We start from the raw sequence: 18,347 nt of genomic DNA on the forward strand, positions 1-18,347 counted from the left end.
CTTTTTGGGTTCAGATCATTAAAGATCTGGTCGTTTTTTATGTTCATGTTCATTGATTATTTTAAGCTGCATGTTTTTTGCGCAATCTTCTGTTCCGTATCTCCTCAACAGCACCAGATCCTAAGAGGACACCTGTGATAATGAGCAGGAATCCGAAGATGTGCTGAAACAAAATCTGTTCACCTAAAAAGATATACGCACCAACAAGAGCGAAAAATGGATTCAAATTTATAAAGATTGAAGCTTCTGATGCTCCGATTTTACCGATCGCCTCATTATAGAGCATATGGCCGACTGCTGTAGCAATACAAGCTGAAGCGAAATAGATCAGCCATAGAGAAACGGTCGAATTCTCAACAACACCAGCAAATCCTTGTGGCTCTTCAATCAATCCGATCACGATCAGGAACAGTGAACCAATCACCATCATATAGCCGGTCATGAGTCGCGGATCTAACGTGTGCGCTACACGCTTGATGAGGATAAAGCTTACAGCTTGCGTAAGGACGGATAAAAGAATGTATCCATCACCGAATGAGATCCCTGCTACTTGACTGTTTCCTTCCAAAACGATGAACGCAACGCCTGAGAACCCAAGAAGAAGTCCGACTGATTTTAAGAGCGTAAGAGGTGTTCCTAAAAACGAAATGGCAAGAATGGTCGTTAGAAGCGGCGACATTCCCATGATCAACCCGCCGTTTGTGGCTGTTGTTTCGGTTAAGCCGATAGAAAGAAAGTAGTGGTGCGCAACAACGTTAAAGATCGATGCGAGAAATACATACCAAAACTCTTTTTTCGTAAGCCACCGAACTTTTTTTATTATAGAGAGAAGCAGAAATACGGTTAAGCCCGCCGTTAGAACACGAATTCCAGTGATGGTAACTGGCAAAAAGTTCGTAACCAAAATTTTTGTCGCGGTTACGTTTAACCCCCACACCACCATTACCAGGAATAAAATCACATACGTCCGATACGCTTTCATTATGTCATCTTCTTTCTTCTGCTTTTTACTTCATAAAGTAAAGTATTTCAATGATTTTAATTTCCATTGTACAACATTCGAAGTGGATTTACAGGAAAAAAGCTTACAAATTTTAGATTGAGGCAAAATGACCATATCTACTTTAAAAGGTAGTCTGCTATAGTGGGAGAAAATGATTTTGAAGCTGTCGATTAGGGGGTCTGGCAGGCGACGTTTTATGGGCAGGTTTGTCGAATCGCCTTTATTTTTTATTTTAGACTTAATTGGTAGCTGTTTAGACTTAATGCTTGGCTGATTAGACTTAATCTACTCTAAAAACGACCTTATTGAAGCGCAAATCGACTTAATATCATAAAAAGAGGTGAACCTCACCATGCAAAAAGTTAACCCGTATGTACTTTTAGTGATCGCGAACTTAATTTGGGGCGGGAATTTTGTGATTGGACGTGCCATTACGAGCAGTTTACCGCCAGTAACACTCTCTTTTTTACGATGGTGCACGGCATTTCTCATTTTTCTTCCGTTTGCCGTACCATTTTTACGAAAAGAGTGGCAGATGCTAAAAAAGCACTGGCAAGTCGTCCTTATCTTATCGATCACTGGAATCACGGGCTTTAATACGCTTTTGTACATCGCTTTGCACTATACGACGTCTATTAATGCATCCATCGTTAACACATCAACGCCGATTCTGCTTTTCTTATTGTCGTTTGTTTTTCTCAAAGAGAAGCTTAACACGATACAGATTGCAGGAGCCCTGCTTTCACTCACTGGACTTCTATTTATTATCTCAAAAGGGTCAATCACAGTGTTACTCCATTTGTCGTTTAATAAAGGTGACTTAATCGTCATAGGAGCTGTGATCTGCTGGAGCATCTATTCGCTACTGATTCGAAGATATGCCGGAATTCTCCTGACATACAGCACGTTCATTGTAACGGCATTTCTTGGCATCATCATCTTGCTGCCGTTTTCATTAGTAGAGATGCAAACTAAAGAAATTGTATGGTCATTTGCTACTGTTGCAACCATCCTTTATACCGGAATCTTTGCATCAATCGTTGCTTTCATGTCCTGGAATATAGCGGTTGAGCGGGTCGGGCCGAGTAAAGCAGGAGTCTTTTTGAACTTGATTCCTGTGTTTGCTGCGATCTTTGCCGTTCTTTTTATCCATGAAACGCTCGCATGGTACCAAGGAGCTGGAGGAGTACTTGTAATACTCGGTGTTTTTATCTCAACACGCGTTAATAAAAGTGAAAAGCAAGAACAAAAAGCAAATAGAAGCGTCAAAGCCATAAGTAAATAATTTACAAAATTTACGAAACTTTTCTTTATTCTCACTCGTATTACAGTGTGAAAAGAGAGAGTTATGATAGGAGGAATTGGGGAGCGCATGACAACACATACGTTAGAACTTAAAAACTTAACGAAAAAGATCAAAGGCAAGACCATTGTGGATGATCTCTCGTTTTCGGTAAGAGAAGGTGAGATTTTCGGTCTTCTTGGTCCGAACGGGGCGGGTAAGACGACAACGATTCGAATGATTGTTGGGCTGATCTCTATCACGGACGGAGACGTTTTGATCAACGGTGACAACGTTCGCGGTAACTTTGAAAAAGCGATGGAACGCGTTGGTGCGATCGTTGAAAATCCGCAGCTGTACGATTATATGACAGGCTACAAAAACCTCATGCAATATGCGAGGATCATGCCGGATGTGACGAAGGAAAGAATTGACGAAGTGATCGAACTCGTTGATCTGAAGTACGCGATTCACGATAAAGTGAAAACATACTCGCTTGGTATGAGACAGCGACTGGGTGTAGCTCAGGCACTTTTACATAAGCCGAACGTGTTAATTTTGGATGAGCCGACAAACGGACTTGATCCACAAGGGATTTATGATCTGCGTAACTATTTACGCTTACTTGCGAACAACGGAACTTCTGTTGTCGTTTCTTCACACATGCTTGCTGAGATGCAGATGATGTGCGACCGTGTAGCCATCATTCAAAACGGAAAACTGGTGCGTATCGATGAGATTCTAAACCAGGATGACGAAGCAGATGTGAAGGTTCACTTCCAAATTGAAGGAGACGTTTCGCAGGCAAAACAAGTTCTTCTTAATTTAAACGAAGAGCTGGATGTAACAGAGGCAGGACAGGAACTTATTGTCCAAACTGCAGACGTACGATTTATTGCTGAAATGAACAAACAACTTGTTCTCGCGGGCGTTCTAGTCGTAGGCATTCAACGCAAAACGAAGACGCTTGAAGAGCGATTCTTAGAAATGACAAAGAAAGGGGGAGATCTAAATGAAGTGGCTGTCCCTGTTAACGAATGAATGGATTAAAATCTTTAGCCGTACACGCACATGGATCTTCCTTGCCATTCCAATTGTTATTATTATCGGTATAGCTGTTTATGACAAAGTAACAACAGATGTTGAAGTTAACGAAAATTGGAAGCAAGAATTGACGCAAACGGTTAAGGATGACCAAAAAGCGCTGGATGAAGCAAAAAAGAATGATGACAACGCCATATATATTGATTCGCTTGAGTCAGCTATTAAACAAAATGAGTATGCCATTGCTAACGACATTTCACCATATGAAACAACAGCATGGCAGTTTATGAAAGATATGGCATTTATCTCGTCACTCATTGGGCTCTTTGTTATCGTTGTGGCTAGTGACATCGTATCTAATGAATTTGCAAAAGGAACGATCAAGATGCTCTTAATTCGTCCTTACAGCAGGTGGAAGATTCTCTTATCTAAATTCGTTGCAACATTGGCTTTTGCGTTTGTTATGTGGCTTGTTGTTATTGTAGCAACGTGGCTTGTCGGTGGCCTTGCCTATGGATTCGGGGGCATGGATCAATCCTACTTAATAACAGCAGATGATGGGCAAGTAAAAGAAAGGCTGATCGTTGAGTATGTATTTGCCAACATCGGTGTAGAATTTATTGAACTAACAGCGCTCGTAGCTATGTCATTCATGATTTCAACGCTGTTCATGAGTAACTCTGTGGCGATTGGTGTTGCAATGTTTACGTTGTTTGCAGGTAACACGATCGTTATGTTACTCGCAACAAAAGACTGGGTGATCTATACGTTGTTCGCTAACATGGATCTCAGTGTACTGATTGATGGACAGAACCAGCTAGTAAAGGACTTAACGCTGCCGTTCTCCATTAGTGTGCTCGCGGTATATACGGTGATCATGCTCGCGATTACGTTTACAGTTTTCCAAAAGCGCGATGTGAAAGCTTAATAGAAGAAGAAAGAGGCTGAATTTTTTATCAGCCTCTTTTCTTTATTTTTTTAACAAAGCAGTTTGCTTCTCCATAAAAACAAAGATAGTTTCTTCAAAATCTAATTTTTGTGTTTTAAACGCTTTGTATCCTAGCTTTTCATAAAAAGAGATATTCTTAAAGCTCTTGCTGCCGGTGTATAATTCGTAACGATATCCAGCGAACAATTGCTCAATTTCCTTTACTAACTTTCTTCCAATGCCTCTGTTCTGAAAATCAGGATGGACCATGAGCTTACCTATATAACACGTTCCTCCGGCTTCATGGGCTTTGACAGAGCCAATAATGTTACCGTTGTATACATATTTTAAAACGTGGTTGAGTCGTATGCTTTCTTCCACATCAGCAACTGATTGTTTAAGAGGTTCGATATTAAAGTTATCGTATAATTCAGCCTCACTCACATACGCCATTTTTTGTAACGCAAGTATTTCAGCAGCATCAAAAACAGTAGCTTTTTTAATCATTTCCATAACATGACTCCTGACATGATTAATTTTAGATATAATATTCCGTATAGAGTCACTTTATCCTTCATGGAAAATATGAGTGCATAAAAGACATACATCAAAAGGGAGACGGACATTGGAAACACAACCAAAACAAAAAGAAGATTTGAAAGGTTTAGGAGGATGGCTGCTATTAGTAGGAGCGGGACTACTTTTAGCTTTGCCGTTTAAACTAAATGCTGTACAAGTGGGATTTGATGCGATCGAAGGTTATAAATTTAATTCGTTATTGTTAAAGTACGTTGTATATGGAGAATTAATCTTTAATATGGGATTGATCGGATTGAATATATATCTTCTCTATTTATTTTTTACGAAGAAGAAAGCTTTCGTAAAGACATGGGTGTTTTTGCTTCAGATCACCTTAATCTTTGCGGTTCTAACGGATATTCTGCTTCTGTTTGTAGATGAAGTAAGTACAGGAACGCCGTTTGTAAACTCAGCTTCTGCGTTATTGGCGTTTTTCATCTGGTCAACGTATGCAAAGAAATCGTGGCGCGTTCACAATACATTTGTAAATTAAATGCTAAAAAAGGACAAGGGCATCGGCTCCTGTCCTTTCTCTATATATCTCCTATCCAATAACTCTATCTCTACGCTTTCTGTGATTGAAATTGGTCTTCTTCAGTAGATCCTTTTAGAGCCGTTGTTGAAGCTGTGCCACCCGAAACAAGCTGTGTTACTTCATCAAAATACCCTGTTCCTACTTCACGCTGGTGGCGAGTTGCTGTATAGCCATCGATCTCACTATCAAACTCTCTTTGCTGAAGCTCAGAATAAGCACCCATGCCTCTCGCTTTATAGCCTTTTGCTAGTTCGAACATGCTATGGTTCAGTGCGTGGAAACCAGCCAATGTTACGAACTGGAACTTATAGCCCATAGCTGCAAGCTGCTGCTGGAACGTTTCAATCGTTGCATCGTCCAGCTTCTTTTTCCAGTTAAAAGAAGGAGAACAGTTGTAAGCTAATAGTTTACCAGGGAACTGCTCGTGAATCGCATTGGCAAAACGCTGCGCTTGCTCTAGGTTCGGCTCACTCGTTTCACACCAGATCAGATCCGCATAAGGAGCATACGCAAGACCGCGTGCGATCGCTTGGTCGAGACCGGCATTCGTACGGTAAAAGCCTTCAGCTGTTCGCTCACCTGTAATAAAAGCGCGGTCGACTGGATCGATGTCACTCGTGATCAAATCTGCAGCATCAGCATCTGTACGTGCGATTAGAATCGTTGGCGTGCCCATCACATCTGCCGCCAGACGAGCAGAGATTAAGTTACGTACAGCCGTCATGGTAGGCAATAGTACTTTTCCACCTAGATGTCCGCACTTTTTCTCAGAAGATAACTGATCTTCAAAGTGAACAGCCGACGCTCCAGACTCAATCATGCCCTTCATCAGTTCGAAAACGTTCAGTTGTCCGCCAAAACCAGCTTCTGCATCAGCAACGATCGGAAGGAAGTAATCGACTTCGTTTCCGCCTTCCATGTGCTGAATCTGATCAGCGCGCTGAAGAGCAGAGTTGATGCGTTTTACCACGTGTGGCACAGAGTTTGCTGGATATAAACTTTGGTCAGGATACATGTTTCCAGAAAGGTTGGCATCTGCTGCGACCTGCCAACCGCTTAAGTATACAGCTTTCAGACCTGCCTTTGCTTGCTGAACAGCCTGATTGCCCGTTAGTGCTCCTAAAGCGTTTACATATGTTTCGTTCTGAAGCAGATCCCAAAATTTTTCGGAACCCTTTTTTGCAAGTGTATGCTCGATATCGATGGATCCGCGTAAGCGAATAACCTCTTCTGCTGTATAAGGACGCTGAACTCCTGACCAGCGCTCTTCGTTTTGCCACATATCCTGTAATTTTTCCACACGTGATTGATTCATTAATCTCTCTCCTTAAGTTTTATAATTTAGGTTTTTAAAATTGTTGTTAAAAAGTGGGTTAGGTAAAGTTAATTCACGTTGCTCTTGTGGGTGGTTAATCTCCGTTTCAGGTGCTCGCTTTCCGGGGGGCGTGCGGTGAACCACCTCAACGCTATGCGTCCTTAGGTGTTTCACCTGTCCCGCTGATCCCCCAGGAGTCTCCCACCTTACACTCCGATTAACTATTCAGTGATGCCTATTAAGCTTTATTCTTTTAGAAAAAATGATTGATTAGAGCTGAAATTAACTACTTTCAAAGACAATAACTACAAAACCTCATAACCTCGATTGGTCAAGAAATCTTGAAACTCATCATCGCGAATCAGCTCATCAAACAACGCAACAGCTTCCATAAAACGACCAGAATTGAATGATGCCTCATTCATTCCTTGTCTCAACTTTTGAACTTCCTGTAATTTTAGTTCCTCTACCAGCTCGAACGTCACTTTGCGGCCGTCACGTAAAATGCCTTTCGGGTGTCGGATCCATTGCCACACTTGGGCTCGTGAGATTTCTGCAGTAGCAGCATCTTCCATGAGATGATTGATCGGTGCAGCTCCTTTTCCTCTCAGCCAAGAAGCGATGTATTGGATGCCGACACTAATGTTGACGCGCAAACCTTCCTCTGTGATTTCGCCTTCTGGTACAGCCACTAAATCATCAGCCGTTACGACTACATCTTCACGTTTTCGATCGATCTGATTAGGTGTTGGCATGATTCGGTCAAATACTTCCATAGCAACAGGCACGAGTCCCGGATGGGCAACCCATGTCCCGTCATGACCGTCAGAAGCCTCGCGCTCTTTGTCAGCACGCACTTTTTCAAAAGCAGCAGCATTCGCGGCTTCATTGTTTTTAATTGGAATCTGTGCAGCCATTCCACCAATTGCAGGAGCGTTTCGTTTATGACACGTTTTTATTGCCAAAAGAGAGTAAGATCTCATGAACGGAACAGTCATTGTAACGAGCGAGCGATCAGGAAGAATGACGTGTGGCTGATTACGAAACTTCTTAATATAGCTGAAAATATAATCCCATCTGCCACAGTTTACGCCCGCGGAATGTTCACGAAGTTCGTATAAAATTTCGTCCATTTCAAAAGCGGCAACGATCGTCTCGATTAGTACAGTTGCTTTAATCGTACCTCTTGGAATCCCAAGTTGTTCTTGGGCGTAAATAAACACATCGTTCCAAAGGCGAGCTTCTTTATGACTTTCCATTTTAGGAAGATAGAAATACGGTCCAGATTTTTTTTCAATCAGTGTCTTTGCATTGTGATAAAAATAAAGGCCAAAATCTACTAAGCTACCAGACATCGGTTCGTTGTCGACAACGATATGTTTTTCTTCAAGATGCCAGCCGCGAGGACGTACGATGAGCGTGGCAATCTTTTCATTCAATGTATACGTTCTTCCGTTTCCATTATCAAAAGAAATGGAACGGTTAACGGCATCCTTTAAGTTGATCTGACCATCAATCGTGTTCGCCCAAGTAGGAGAGTTAGAATCTTCAAGATCTGCCATGAACAGCTTAGCTCCTGAGTTAAGCGCGTTGATCACCATCTTGCGGTCAACAGGACCTGTAATTTCTACTCGTCGATCTTGAAGATCTTGGGGAAGCGGTGAGATGGTCCAATCACTGTTACGGATATGTTCGGTTTCCGGTAAAAAGGTGGGCATGATCCTTGCATCAATTTCACTTTGCCTAGCTTTACGTTGTTTCAGAAGTTCTTTGCGGGTGTTGTTAAAGTGAAGGTGCAATGATTTTAAGAAAAGAATAGCACCTGGTGTTAATATTTTTTCGTACGCCGGGGTAACGCCGCCTAATACTTGAAGATTAGTAGTTTCAATCGTCACTTATTACACAGTCCTTTCTGAACATGTTATTAAACAGATGTAGTCAAAATATTATTGTTATATAACAGAAGAGGTAAAAAAATTTACCTCTCGTGTTTTCCCATGCAGCGCTCGCACTCATAAAGATAAGATTCATGTTGTTCCTCGATTACACAACCACACTCCGAACACGTCTTCTTAGGGATATTACGGTGAAGCTCCAAGTAATTTTTCATTTTAAATTCCTCCTGTTTTGTTTTTGATTTGATTATAATGCATTGTATTATAACAGTTTATTTTTTGCAACACCTGTTTTATAACATTTTCTTATTTTTAGTAAAATTGAGTCATCTGTCCAACTATTTATCCTTGATATGACTGGGTTTTTGGGAGTGTGTAAAATATTTTAAAACTGTTGTAATACAGTATGGATCCATTGTTTTTTAGCCCTTATTTGAATTTTGAGAAAATAACGCTTACAATGAATTCGTTCAAAGTAAGTGTGGTGATTGATTTGAAAATAGATGATACAGATCGAAAAATATTAGAGCTGCTAACACAAGACGGCAGAATGTCTTATGCAGAGATTGGTAAGGAATTAAGCCTTTCACGTGTATCTGTTCGCGAACGTGTTAATCAGATGAGAAAAGCGGGAGTTATAGAAAAATTCAGTGTGGTGATTGACTCAGAGGCAGCAGGAAAGACCGTTTCAGCTTTCTTTGAAGTGGACTGTGAACCAGCCTATTTAGTAAAAGTAGCAGAGAAACTCGTGAATAACCCAAGTGTCGCAAGCTGCTACCAGATGACAGGGCCAAGTACATTACATATGCACGTATTGGTAGAAGATTTTCCTTCGTTAGAGAAGTTTATCAATAATGAACTGTATGGCATCAAAGGAATTTCCAGAGTAGAATCCCATATTCTACTCAGAAGATTCAAGAGCCGTTCAGGGCTAAAACTATAAAGCTGTTTTGGCAAACTTTGTTGCTTTTGAAAGTGTTGATTTCCGTTCCAGGCTGCTCGCTTTCCACGGGGCAGACGCTGAGCCACATTCGTACGTTTCACTCTTAAGTGTCTCAGCTGACCGCCTGTCCCGTAGAGTCTCTCACCTTCCACTCCAATCAGTTTTCAAAGGTGACAATTAGTTTAAAGCATCAATCTTTTTAGAACAGAACGAACTATAAAGAATACAAAGAGGATTCGAATGGACAGCTATCCATACTGAATCCTCTTTTTTTGTTCCGGTGAAACAATTATATCAACTAGGCTCATCCTCCTATCCCAAAAACGTTTAGTAGTGCATTAGTTTATGTCTACTTACATAGGTACGGGAATAAAGAACCAAATTATGATTTTATATAGAAAATATTCTGAATATATTTTATAATCAGAAACAACATAAAACGTTTGTTAGTTAATATTTTAATTTTGGTTAACAAACGGAGGTCATTTCTACTTAATTGTACCGAAAAAGTGAAAAAAGGGGAGAGGTGAAGAGAAAATGGCAGGTTTGATTGTAAGGCGTGTTTTTCAGTTAGTGCTCTTGTTAATTGGTATTTCATTCATTGTTTTTATGAGTATGCATATTGCGCCTGGTGATCCGGCAAGTATTATCGGCGGCCCAACAGCGACTAAAGAAGACGTTGAAGCGATCAGAGAAAATCTTGGGCTAAATGAGCCGTTGCTCGCTCAATATTTCGATTACTTAAAAGGCATTTTTGCAGGTGACTTAGGGTTCTCTTATCAAACAAAACAAGCGGTATCAGAAGCGATTATCGATCGTTTTCCAAACACACTGAACCTGGCGATCGCAAGTATTATTGTTGCGATTGTAATCGGTGTAACTGCAGGAATCATATCAGCATTAAAGCATAACACCTGGTTTGACGGACTGAGCACCATTATTGCTCTTGGGGGAATCTCCATTCCTAACTTTTGGTTAGGTGCCATATTAATCCTTATTTTCGCTGTTAACCTGCAATGGTTTCCCGTTGGAGGATTAACCGAACCATTCTGGACCATCGAAGGAATGAAACAACTCGCACTTCCTGCTATTACTCTTGGGACAGGCTCAGCCGCCATGATCGCTAGAATGAGTCGATCGGCCATGTTAGAAGTGATCCGAGCAGATTATGTAAGAACGGCAAGAGCGAAAGGTGTCCGTGAAAAAACAGTCATCATGATGCATTGTCTTCGAAACGCAATGATCCCAGTCATTACAGTGATCGGCTTAAATTTCGGGTTCTTACTTGGAGGTACCATCATTACAGAATCTGTTTTTGCCATCAATGGGGTTGGCAGGCTAATGATTGAGTCTATTGCAGCTCGTGATTTCCCGATGGTTCAAGGATCTGTTCTTCTTGTAGCCACACTGTTCGTCTTAGTGAACTTGATTGTCGATATCGTATATGCCTTTATTGATCCAAGAATCAGTTACGAATAAACGCGAAGGGGGGATAACATGTCAACGGAAGTAGTAACACAGCAGTTACCGTCACATAAGAAAATGAAAGAGTTTGCGCTTTTCAAAACGTGGAAGCGGCTCATTAAAAATAAGATGGCTATCGTCGGTCTTGTCATCATTGCTCTTCAGCTGTTTATGGCTCTTGCAGCTCCAGTCATTGTAGGAGTGGATCCGAACAAACAGAACTTGGAACTGAGTGAACTGCCAATTGGAACAGAAGGACATTGGCTAGGAACAGATAATTATGGACGAGATATATGGAGCAGAATCGTATATGGTGCAAGAATCTCGTTGTTAGTAGGGATCGGTGCTGTAAGTCTTGGTTTAGTGGGCGGAGTCGTACTAGGTTTGCTATCTGGTTACTATAGAAGACTCGACGGCATCATTATGAGGTTCGTAGACTTAATGTTTGCTTTTCCTGGAATTCTGCTAGCTATGCTGATCATCGCAATCTTAGGGACAAGCCTTGTGAACGTCGTAATTGCCATCAGTATCTGGTCGATTCCAACATGTGCGCGTATCGTCCGCGGAAGTGTTCTCTCCATTAAGAAGCAAGAGTACATTATCGCGATGCGATCACTTGGAGCAAGTGATCTACGTATCATGGTCAGGCATGTTCTGCCAAATTGTATGGCACCTATTATCGTCTTTGCGACTATGAGGATGGCAACTGCAATCCTATCAACAGCATCATTAAGCTTCCTAGGCTTAGGGGCACAGCCACCAACGCCTGAATGGGGTGCAATGATTGCTGCAGGACAGGAGTATATGTGGACATCGCCTCATATGATCGTGATTCCAGGTATCGCCATCATGCTAGTTGTGTTTGCGTTTAATGTTGTCGGTGATGCGCTTCGTGACGCGTTAGATCAAGGAATGAGTTTAGACAAATAAGAGGGGGATATGACAAATGGGAAAAAAGTGGTTTGCTAGTTTGCTAACGGTTCTTTTTGTATTGTCATTGGCTTTAGTAGGTTGCAGCAGCAATTCTTCATCAGGCGGAAGTACAGGGAAAGCTGAACAAGAGCTAACCTATGCCACGACTTCCAAAGTGGTTGGTCTATCACCAATCCTAACAAATGATTCTGTTTCATCTACAGTGATCGAACAGATCTATGAAACGTTATTTGTTCGAGATAATAAAGGCGCAATCGTTCCACACCTTGCAGAATCTTACGAGAACCCAGACGAAAATACGTGGGTGATCAAGTTAAAGAAGGATATAAAATTTCACGATGGGACTCCATTCAACGCAGAATCTGTTAAATACACATTTGATAAATTAAAAGATCCGAAGACGGCAGCACCACGTGCATCCCTTTTAGCACCTGTATCATCCATCGAAGTTCAGGACGAACATACGGTTGTTTTAAAAACAGAGAAACCATATGGACCGATGCTTGCGGCTTTAACGCACTCAAATGCGGCCATCGTATCTCCAACAGCTGATCAAAAGCAGGATCTAATGAAAGATCCAGTGGGGACAGGGCCATTTACGTTCTCTGAAAAAGTAAACGGCGATGACATCGTACTCGTGAAGAACAAGGACTATTGGCAGAAGCCGGCCAAACTCGAAAAGCTAACGTTTACAGTCGTTCCTGAAGTATCAACCGCGATCTCTATGCTGCAGACCGGAAAAGTTCAGTTGATCGATGGACTGGCACCTGAACTGATGCCGCGTCTAGAGAAAATTAAGAACGTTGATATCCAGAAGAAAGATGGAACACCTGTTTACTACTTGGCTTTTAACATGGAAAAAGCACCGATGAACGACTTGAAGTTCAGACAAGCTGTTTCTCAAGCGATTAATCGTGAAGGATACTTGAAAAAGTTAAATGGTCTCGGAGTTTACTCGAACAGCTTTATCGGACCAGAAGTTTTTGGGCATAACGAAAGCAGTGATAAGGGACCAAAATTTGATCAGGCAGAAGCGAAGAAACTTGTGAAAGATAACGGGTTTGATAAAAAAGAGATTAAAATTCTAGCTGCTAATACGAGTCAGTACATGAACATGGCTGAAGTCATTCAGTCACAGTTAAAAGAAGCTGGGATAAACGCAAACATCGAGACGATCGAGTGGGGTACTTACCTGGATGTTTCGAAAAAAGGCGACTTTGATATTACGATTGCCGGCTGGTCGAACGTTACAGGAGATGGAAGTGAATTATTGTTTCCACGACTTCATTCTGCAAACATTGATGCGACAAACTTAAGCCGTTATAAAGATGCTGAGCTCGATAAGCTGATCGATCAATCTCGTTCTGTTGTAGATCAAGAACAGCGTAAGGAAATCTTAACAAAAGCAGATGAATATGTGATGACACAGCTGCCGGTTCTGCCGATCTACCATGGCATCGCGTCAGCCGCTTACGATAAATCTGTTAAAGGCTTTGAGATGGAACCTACAGGACAGTGGTCATTATACGGCGTTTATAGAGAGTAGGGATGGATGATGAAAGAGACTGTTTTAGAGGTAAAAGATCTAGTGACAACGTTTAAATCAGCGGACGGTCCATTGCCGGCTGTCCGTGGCGCTTCTTTTTCGGTGAAAAAAGGAGAAACACTCTGTATCGTTGGAGAATCGGGCTGTGGTAAAAGTATCACAGCTCTTTCCATCATGGGACTTCTGCCATCAAATGGAATGATAGCAGACGGTTCGATCTTCTTTAATCAAAGAAATCTTGCCGAGATGTCACCAAAACAGATGCAGAAGGTGCGCGGAAACGAAGTATCTATGATTTTTCAGGAACCGATGACAGCTTTAAATCCAGTATTTACGGTAGGTTTTCAGATTCGTGAACCATTGATGATCCATTTGAAGCTATCAAAAAAACAAGCACATATGAGAGGAATTGAGCTCTTAAAGATGGTTGGGATTCCTTCGCCTGTCGAACGGATGAATCAATTTCCGCATGAGTTGAGCGGAGGGATGAGACAGCGCGTCATGATCGCGATCGCACTATCATGCAACCCGTCTCTGTTGATCGCTGACGAACCGACAACAGCACTTGATGTGACCATTCAGGCTCAAATCATCGACCTTCTGAACGATTTAAAAGAACAACTCGACATGAGCATGATTATGATCACGCATGATATGGGAGTTGTCGCTGAGATTGCTGATCGAGTGATCGTGATGTATGCAGGAGAAATAATTGAAGAAGGCCGTGTGGAAGAAATATTTGAAAATCCTCAGCATCCTTATACAAAAGGCTTGTTAGCTTCTGTACCAAATGTTGATGATCCTGAATTTGATCTGAAGCCGATCGCGGGATCGATGCCGATGCTAAATGAGCAGATCTCGGGATGCCGTTTTCATCCACGCTGTCCGTATGCTTTTGATAGATGTATGGAACAATCTCCAAAAACGTTTCACGTTACAGATAAACAGAGTGTAAGATGCTGGCTGCAAGAAGAGGGGGTCGAACAGAATGGCGGTAGACGAGCAAGTTCTTTATAGCGTAAAAAATGTAAAAAAGCACTTTCCTGTGAGAGGCGGTATCCTGCAGCGGGTAAAGAACCATGTTAAGGCAGTTGACGGAATCACGCTTGATATTTTTAAAGGAGAGACACTGGGTGTTGTTGGTGAATCTGGCTGTGGGAAATCGACGCTCGGAAGAACGATCCTTGGACTTGAATCGCTGACAGAAGGAGAACTCGTCTTTAACGGGAATAACATTAGTAACTATTCATCGAGACAGTTAAAACCTTATAAAAAAGAGATGCAGATGATTTTTCAAGATCCGTATGCCTCACTTAACCCAAAACAGCGGATTGGTGATGCTCTAGAAGAAGCGCTCATCATCCATACAAATCTATCCTCATTAGAACGAAGAGAAAGAGTCCTTCAACTTTTAAACGAGGTTGGTTTAAAAGAAGAACACTATGAGCGCTATCCGCACGAATTTAGCGGAGGTCAGCGTCAAAGAATCGGGATTGCCCGTGCGATCTCGATCAATCCATCCTTTATCGTGTGCGATGAACCTGTGTCCGCATTAGATGTTTCCGTTCAAGCACAAGTGATAAAACTTTTACGCGATCTCCAAGAAAAGCATGGCCTAACCTATCTATTCGTGTCGCATGACCTTGGTGTAGTACGTCACCTCTGCAATCGGGTACTCGTTATGTACCTCGGTCAGATGGTGGAACTCGCGCCTGTTCATAAGCTGTACGAAAATCCGACACATCCATACACGGAAGCCTTGTTGTCTGCCATACCAAGACCGACTGTTGGGAGAAAGAGAGAACGTACCCGGTTAAAAGGCGATCTGCCTAGTCCTTCTAATCCACCAACCGGATGTCCGTTCCATACGCGTTGTCCTATCGCACAAAGCAAATGTTCAACAGAAAAACCCGCATGGCGCGAAATTGATGAAGGTCATTTTATCGCCTGCCACGAAAGGTGAGAATCATGAATCAAACGATACAGGATACGAATCAGAAACTTCAGTACAATGCCCTTCATAACCCTTATCATTCGGATCGGATGAGCGTTTTTTCGAAAAAAGGGATGGTTGCGACGAGTCAGCCGCTCGCTGCACAAGCTGGGCTTGATATGTTAAAAAAGGGTGGAAATGCAGTTGATGCAGCCATTGCCACCGCAGCTTGTCTAACGGTCGTTGAGCCAACATCAAACGGAATCGGTGGGGATGCGTTCGCTCTCGTCTGGATGAATGGTGAACTGCATGGCTTGAACTCGAGTGGTCCCGCACCGAGGAGCATCTCGATCGAAGAAGTGAAGAAAATGGGACATGATTTCATGCCGAAGTTCGGCTGGCTGCCTGTCACGGTTCCAGGTGCGCCCGCTGCTTGGGCGGAATTATCCAACCGATTTGGAAAGCTTCCGTTTAAAGAAGTGCTGCAACCCGCGATCTCTTACGCAGAAGAAGGTTATCCACTGACGCCTATTCTCGGTAAGTACTGGCGAAAAGCGTATGAAACGTACAAGCGTGAATTAAAAGGTGAGGAGTTCGAAAGCTGGTTCCAAACCTTTGCACCAGACGGACGTGCGCCAGAAGTAGGTGAAATTTGGCGCTCACATCACCATGCTAGTACATTAAGAGATATCGCAGAAACGAAATCAGAATCCTTTTATAGAGGAGCACTCGCACAAAAAATAAGCGAGGCGTCAGAAGCGCACGGCGGATTTCTCCGAAGTGAGGATCTTGCTACCTTTTATCCCGAGTGGGTGAAACCGATCAACGTGAACTATAGAGGATACGACGTTTGGGAAATTCCGCCGAACGGTCAAGGAATTGTTGCACTCATGGCACTTAACACGCTAAAAGGGTATGATTTTACCGAAAAAGAATCGGCGGAAAGTTATCATAAACAGATCGAAGCTATTAAACTAGCATTTGTTGATGCGAAAAAATATGTAACAGACCCTCTAAGGATGAATGTATCTGTTGAAGGAATATTGTCGGAGAGCTATGCTACAAAACGAAGAGACCTGATCGATAATGAAGCTCTTCAGCCAGAACCCGGCACACCGCCAAGTGGTGGAACGGTATACCTTGCAACGGCAGACGAAGAAGGCAATATGGTCTCGTTCATTCAGAGCAACTACATGGGATTCGGTTCTGGGGTGGTCGTTCCTGAAACGGGAATCGGGCTGCAGAATAGAGGACATGATTTCTCGCTAGATCCAGATCACGATAACGCACTCGCCCCAGGTAAAAAGACGTATCACACGATCATTCCTGGCTTTTTAACGAAGAATGGAAAAGCGGTTGGTCCTTTTGGTGTAATGGGAGGCTACATGCAGCCTCAAGGTCACGTTCAAGTTGTAATGAACACGGTTGATTTTCATCTGAACCCGCAAGCCGCGCTAGATGCGCCACGCTGGCAGTGGATGGAGGATAAGAAAGTGCTGGTTGAACGTTCACTTCCGTCGCATATTGTTGATGAGCTAGCAAGAAGAGGTCATGACGTTCAAGTGGCGGCAGACTCAGGAAACTTTGGTCGAGGACAGATCATTTGGAGAGACCCAGAGACTGGTGTTTTAGCAGGTGGAACGGAAGGAAGAACAGATGGCTCAATCGCTGCATGGTAACATACTAAACTCAACTAAGAATAAAGGACTGATCACATGACGTATCTCAACTTGTTTCTTGCCTTCTTTCGGTCAGGCATGCTGGGGTATGGGGGAGGTCCTTCTTCCATCCCTTTGGTTCATAAAGAAGTAGTCGGAAAATACAAATGGATGAACGACGAAGAATTTGGAGATGTGTTGGCGCTAGGAAACACACTGCCGGGGCCAATCGCGACAAAAATGGCAGGTTACATCGGATATCGAGTCGCAGGCATTATTGGTCTCTTCGTTGCCCTATTAGCAACAATACTACCGACTATTATTCTCATGATACTTTTATTAACCTCACTCCGAGAATTTAAGGATCAGCCATGGGTACAAGGCATGACAAAAGGAGTCATTCCCGTTGTCGCAGTGATGCTCGCTGTCCTAACGTGGCAGTTCTTTAATAGTTCCAAAAAAGGCTTAGGTTTAAAGCTAAGCCTTCTTCACATCTTTGCAGGTGTGGTCCTTCTTCAATTTCTCGGTGTTCACCCTGGAATCATTATTGGTGCATTATTGGCTTTTGCTCTCTTTGGACCTTTAAAGGAAAAAAATAAACAGAAAGTAAACGTGCGGGAAGGAGAGAAGACAGGATGACTTTTTGGCATATCTTTCTCGCCTTTTTCATACCTGGTATTTTAGGATACGGAGGTGGTCCGGCTTCCATTCCTTTGATTGAAAACGAAGTCGTTGACCGCTATGAATGGCTATCTGTTAATGAATTTACAGAAGTGTTAGCGCTCGGTAATGCACTTCCTGGCCCGATCGCGACAAAGATGGCAGGCTATATCGGATTTCAAGAAGGAGGTTGGTTTGGAGCGTTTGTTGGTGTGTTCGCAACCGTTGCTCCTTCCCTTTTATTGATGGTCGCGTTTCTAGGTCTTGTTTATAAATTTAAAGATTCACCGAGAGTAAAGAACATGAGCACATATGTAAAGCCTACGATCGCTGTCCTTCTTGGCATTATGGCGTATCAGTTCTTTGCCGAATCGTATCTAAGCGTTGGATGGATACACACGGTGTTTCTAGCGGCTGTCAGTTTTTTATTGATGGAGAAAGTGAAAGTGTCCCCAGTGTTTGTGATTATAGGATCACTCGGGTATGGAGCGGTGTTTTTGGCTTAGGTTAGGGGAAAGCGGAACTTCATTGAGGTTTCGCTTTTTTCATGTGTTGCAGAGTTGTCGGTTATTGTCGAAAATCGGATAAATGTTGGATTACCTCGTATAAATCGTAAGTTACCTCGTATA

General features: G+C 42.5%; 18 protein-coding genes. 13 read left to right on the forward strand and 5 right to left on the reverse strand.

What is annotated here, in order from left to right:
• Positions 1-61: 61 nt before the first annotated feature.
• Positions 62-982: a DMT family transporter gene (locus P4V41_RS19970; protein WP_328086895.1), complete on the reverse strand. Its 921-nt coding sequence runs from the start codon at positions 980-982 to the stop codon at positions 62-64.
• 373 nt (positions 983-1,355) lie between these two features.
• On the opposite strand from P4V41_RS19970, the gene P4V41_RS19975 reads away from it, so the two are divergent.
• The 3 genes from P4V41_RS19975 to P4V41_RS19985 all read left to right on the forward strand — a co-directional run bounded on the left by P4V41_RS19975 (position 1,356) and on the right by P4V41_RS19985 (position 4,257).
• Positions 1,356-2,288: a DMT family transporter gene (locus P4V41_RS19975; RefSeq protein WP_328086896.1), complete on the forward strand. Its 933-nt coding sequence runs from the start codon at positions 1,356-1,358 to the stop codon at positions 2,286-2,288.
• Between the two features lie 87 nt (positions 2,289-2,375).
• A complete protein-coding gene (locus tag P4V41_RS19980; protein WP_328086897.1) occupies positions 2,376-3,326 on the forward strand; it encodes an ABC transporter ATP-binding protein in 951 nt (316 codons plus the stop codon).
• Positions 3,298-4,257, forward strand: coding sequence for an ABC transporter permease (locus tag P4V41_RS19985; protein WP_328086898.1), 960 nt, complete (start codon positions 3,298-3,300; stop codon positions 4,255-4,257). The genes P4V41_RS19980 and P4V41_RS19985 overlap by 29 nt, the downstream gene beginning before the upstream one ends.
• Before the next feature lie 42 nt (positions 4,258-4,299).
• On the opposite strand, the gene P4V41_RS19990 is transcribed toward P4V41_RS19985, so the two are convergent.
• On the reverse strand, positions 4,300-4,770 hold the full coding sequence (locus tag P4V41_RS19990; protein ID WP_328086900.1) for a GNAT family N-acetyltransferase: 471 nt from the start codon (positions 4,768-4,770) through the stop codon (positions 4,300-4,302).
• 112 nt (positions 4,771-4,882) lie between these two features.
• Here P4V41_RS19990 and P4V41_RS19995 point away from each other — a divergent pair, with 112 nt between their 5' ends.
• On the forward strand, positions 4,883-5,329 hold the full coding sequence (locus tag P4V41_RS19995; protein ID WP_328086901.1) for a DUF2569 family protein: 447 nt from the start codon (positions 4,883-4,885) through the stop codon (positions 5,327-5,329).
• Between the two features lie 70 nt (positions 5,330-5,399).
• Here P4V41_RS19995 and aceA read toward each other — a convergent pair whose 3' ends face one another.
• The 3 genes from aceA to yhfH form a co-directional block, all read right to left on the reverse strand.
• Complete coding sequence (gene aceA / locus P4V41_RS20000; RefSeq protein WP_328086903.1) at positions 5,400-6,686, reverse strand: isocitrate lyase; 1,287 nt, start codon at positions 6,684-6,686, stop codon at positions 5,400-5,402.
• Between the two features lie 305 nt (positions 6,687-6,991).
• Positions 6,992-8,581: a malate synthase A gene (gene aceB, locus P4V41_RS20005; protein ID WP_328086905.1), complete on the reverse strand. Its 1,590-nt coding sequence runs from the start codon at positions 8,579-8,581 to the stop codon at positions 6,992-6,994.
• An 83-nt stretch (positions 8,582-8,664) separates the two neighbouring features.
• Positions 8,665-8,796, reverse strand: coding sequence for a protein YhfH (yhfH, locus tag P4V41_RS20010; RefSeq protein WP_137791063.1), 132 nt, complete (start codon positions 8,794-8,796; stop codon positions 8,665-8,667).
• Between the two features lie 278 nt (positions 8,797-9,074).
• Here yhfH and P4V41_RS20015 point away from each other — a divergent pair, with 278 nt between their 5' ends.
• From P4V41_RS20015 to P4V41_RS20055, 9 genes are all read left to right on the forward strand, one after another.
• Positions 9,075-9,524 (forward strand): Lrp/AsnC family transcriptional regulator, encoded by a 450-nt coding sequence (locus P4V41_RS20015; protein ID WP_191754264.1) that lies wholly within the window; start codon positions 9,075-9,077, stop codon positions 9,522-9,524.
• Between the two features lie 537 nt (positions 9,525-10,061).
• The gene (gene nikB / locus P4V41_RS20020; RefSeq protein ID WP_328086907.1) at positions 10,062-11,003 is read left to right on the forward strand and encodes a nickel ABC transporter permease; all 942 of its coding nucleotides are present in this window, start codon (positions 10,062-10,064) and stop codon (positions 11,001-11,003) included.
• Between the two features lie 63 nt (positions 11,004-11,066).
• A complete protein-coding gene (locus P4V41_RS20025; protein WP_328086953.1) occupies positions 11,067-11,918 on the forward strand; it encodes an ABC transporter permease in 852 nt (283 codons plus the stop codon).
• A gap of 16 nt (positions 11,919-11,934) precedes the next feature.
• Positions 11,935-13,467, forward strand: coding sequence for a glutathione ABC transporter substrate-binding protein (locus P4V41_RS20030; protein WP_328086908.1), 1,533 nt, complete (start codon positions 11,935-11,937; stop codon positions 13,465-13,467).
• A 9-nt stretch (positions 13,468-13,476) separates the two neighbouring features.
• Positions 13,477-14,484 carry an ABC transporter ATP-binding protein gene (locus tag P4V41_RS20035; RefSeq protein ID WP_328086955.1) on the forward strand — a complete coding sequence of 336 codons (1,008 nt, stop codon included), beginning with the start codon at positions 13,477-13,479 and terminating at the stop codon, positions 14,482-14,484.
• Positions 14,456-15,430 carry a dipeptide ABC transporter ATP-binding protein gene (locus P4V41_RS20040; protein WP_328086909.1) on the forward strand — a complete coding sequence of 325 codons (975 nt, stop codon included), beginning with the start codon at positions 14,456-14,458 and terminating at the stop codon, positions 15,428-15,430. The genes P4V41_RS20035 and P4V41_RS20040 overlap by 29 nt, the downstream gene beginning before the upstream one ends.
• A 5-nt stretch (positions 15,431-15,435) precedes the next feature.
• On the forward strand, positions 15,436-17,079 hold the full coding sequence (locus P4V41_RS20045) for a gamma-glutamyltransferase family protein (protein WP_328086911.1): 1,644 nt from the start codon (positions 15,436-15,438) through the stop codon (positions 17,077-17,079).
• A gap of 36 nt (positions 17,080-17,115) precedes the next feature.
• Positions 17,116-17,697, forward strand: a complete 582-nt coding sequence (locus P4V41_RS20050; protein ID WP_328086912.1) for a chromate transporter — start codon at positions 17,116-17,118, stop codon at positions 17,695-17,697.
• Positions 17,694-18,224 carry a chromate transporter gene (locus P4V41_RS20055; RefSeq protein ID WP_328086913.1) on the forward strand — a complete coding sequence of 177 codons (531 nt, stop codon included), beginning with the start codon at positions 17,694-17,696 and terminating at the stop codon, positions 18,222-18,224. The genes P4V41_RS20050 and P4V41_RS20055 overlap by 4 nt, the downstream gene beginning before the upstream one ends.
• Positions 18,225-18,347: the final 123 nt, after the last annotated feature.

The sequence above is a fragment of the Fictibacillus nanhaiensis genome (genome assembly GCF_036213205.1).
Lineage (GTDB): Bacteria > Bacillota > Bacilli > Bacillales > Fictibacillaceae > Fictibacillus > Fictibacillus nanhaiensis_E.

What these genes read in the sequence shown, in the direction of transcription:
- P4V41_RS19985 (WP_328086898.1), top strand. Translation starts at nt 3,298, where the DNA reads ATGAAGTGGCTGTCCCTGTTAACGAATGAATGGATTAAAATCTTTAGC.
- P4V41_RS19975 (WP_328086896.1), top strand. Translation starts at nt 1,356, where the DNA reads ATGCAAAAAGTTAACCCGTATGTACTTTTAGTGATCGCGAACTTAATT.
- P4V41_RS20025 (WP_328086953.1), top strand. Translation starts at nt 11,067, where the DNA reads ATGAAAGAGTTTGCGCTTTTCAAAACGTGGAAGCGGCTCATTAAAAAT.
- P4V41_RS20040 (WP_328086909.1), top strand. Translation starts at nt 14,456, where the DNA reads ATGGCGGTAGACGAGCAAGTTCTTTATAGCGTAAAAAATGTAAAAAAG.
- P4V41_RS20030 (WP_328086908.1), top strand. Translation starts at nt 11,935, where the DNA reads ATGGGAAAAAAGTGGTTTGCTAGTTTGCTAACGGTTCTTTTTGTATTG.
- P4V41_RS20055 (WP_328086913.1), top strand. Translation starts at nt 17,694, where the DNA reads ATGACTTTTTGGCATATCTTTCTCGCCTTTTTCATACCTGGTATTTTA.
- P4V41_RS19990 (WP_328086900.1), bottom strand. Translation starts at nt 4,770, where the DNA reads ATGGAAATGATTAAAAAAGCTACTGTTTTTGATGCTGCTGAAATACTT.
- aceA (WP_328086903.1), bottom strand. Translation starts at nt 6,686, where the DNA reads ATGAATCAATCACGTGTGGAAAAATTACAGGATATGTGGCAAAACGAA.
- P4V41_RS19980 (WP_328086897.1), top strand. Translation starts at nt 2,376, where the DNA reads ATGACAACACATACGTTAGAACTTAAAAACTTAACGAAAAAGATCAAA.
- P4V41_RS20035 (WP_328086955.1), top strand. Translation starts at nt 13,477, where the DNA reads ATGAAAGAGACTGTTTTAGAGGTAAAAGATCTAGTGACAACGTTTAAA.
- yhfH (WP_137791063.1), bottom strand. Translation starts at nt 8,796, where the DNA reads ATGAAAAATTACTTGGAGCTTCACCGTAATATCCCTAAGAAGACGTGT.
- nikB (WP_328086907.1), top strand. Translation starts at nt 10,062, where the DNA reads ATGGCAGGTTTGATTGTAAGGCGTGTTTTTCAGTTAGTGCTCTTGTTA.
- P4V41_RS20045 (WP_328086911.1), top strand. Translation starts at nt 15,436, where the DNA reads ATGAATCAAACGATACAGGATACGAATCAGAAACTTCAGTACAATGCC.
- P4V41_RS19970 (WP_328086895.1), bottom strand. Translation starts at nt 982, where the DNA reads ATGAAAGCGTATCGGACGTATGTGATTTTATTCCTGGTAATGGTGGTG.
- P4V41_RS20050 (WP_328086912.1), top strand. Translation starts at nt 17,116, where the DNA reads ATGACGTATCTCAACTTGTTTCTTGCCTTCTTTCGGTCAGGCATGCTG.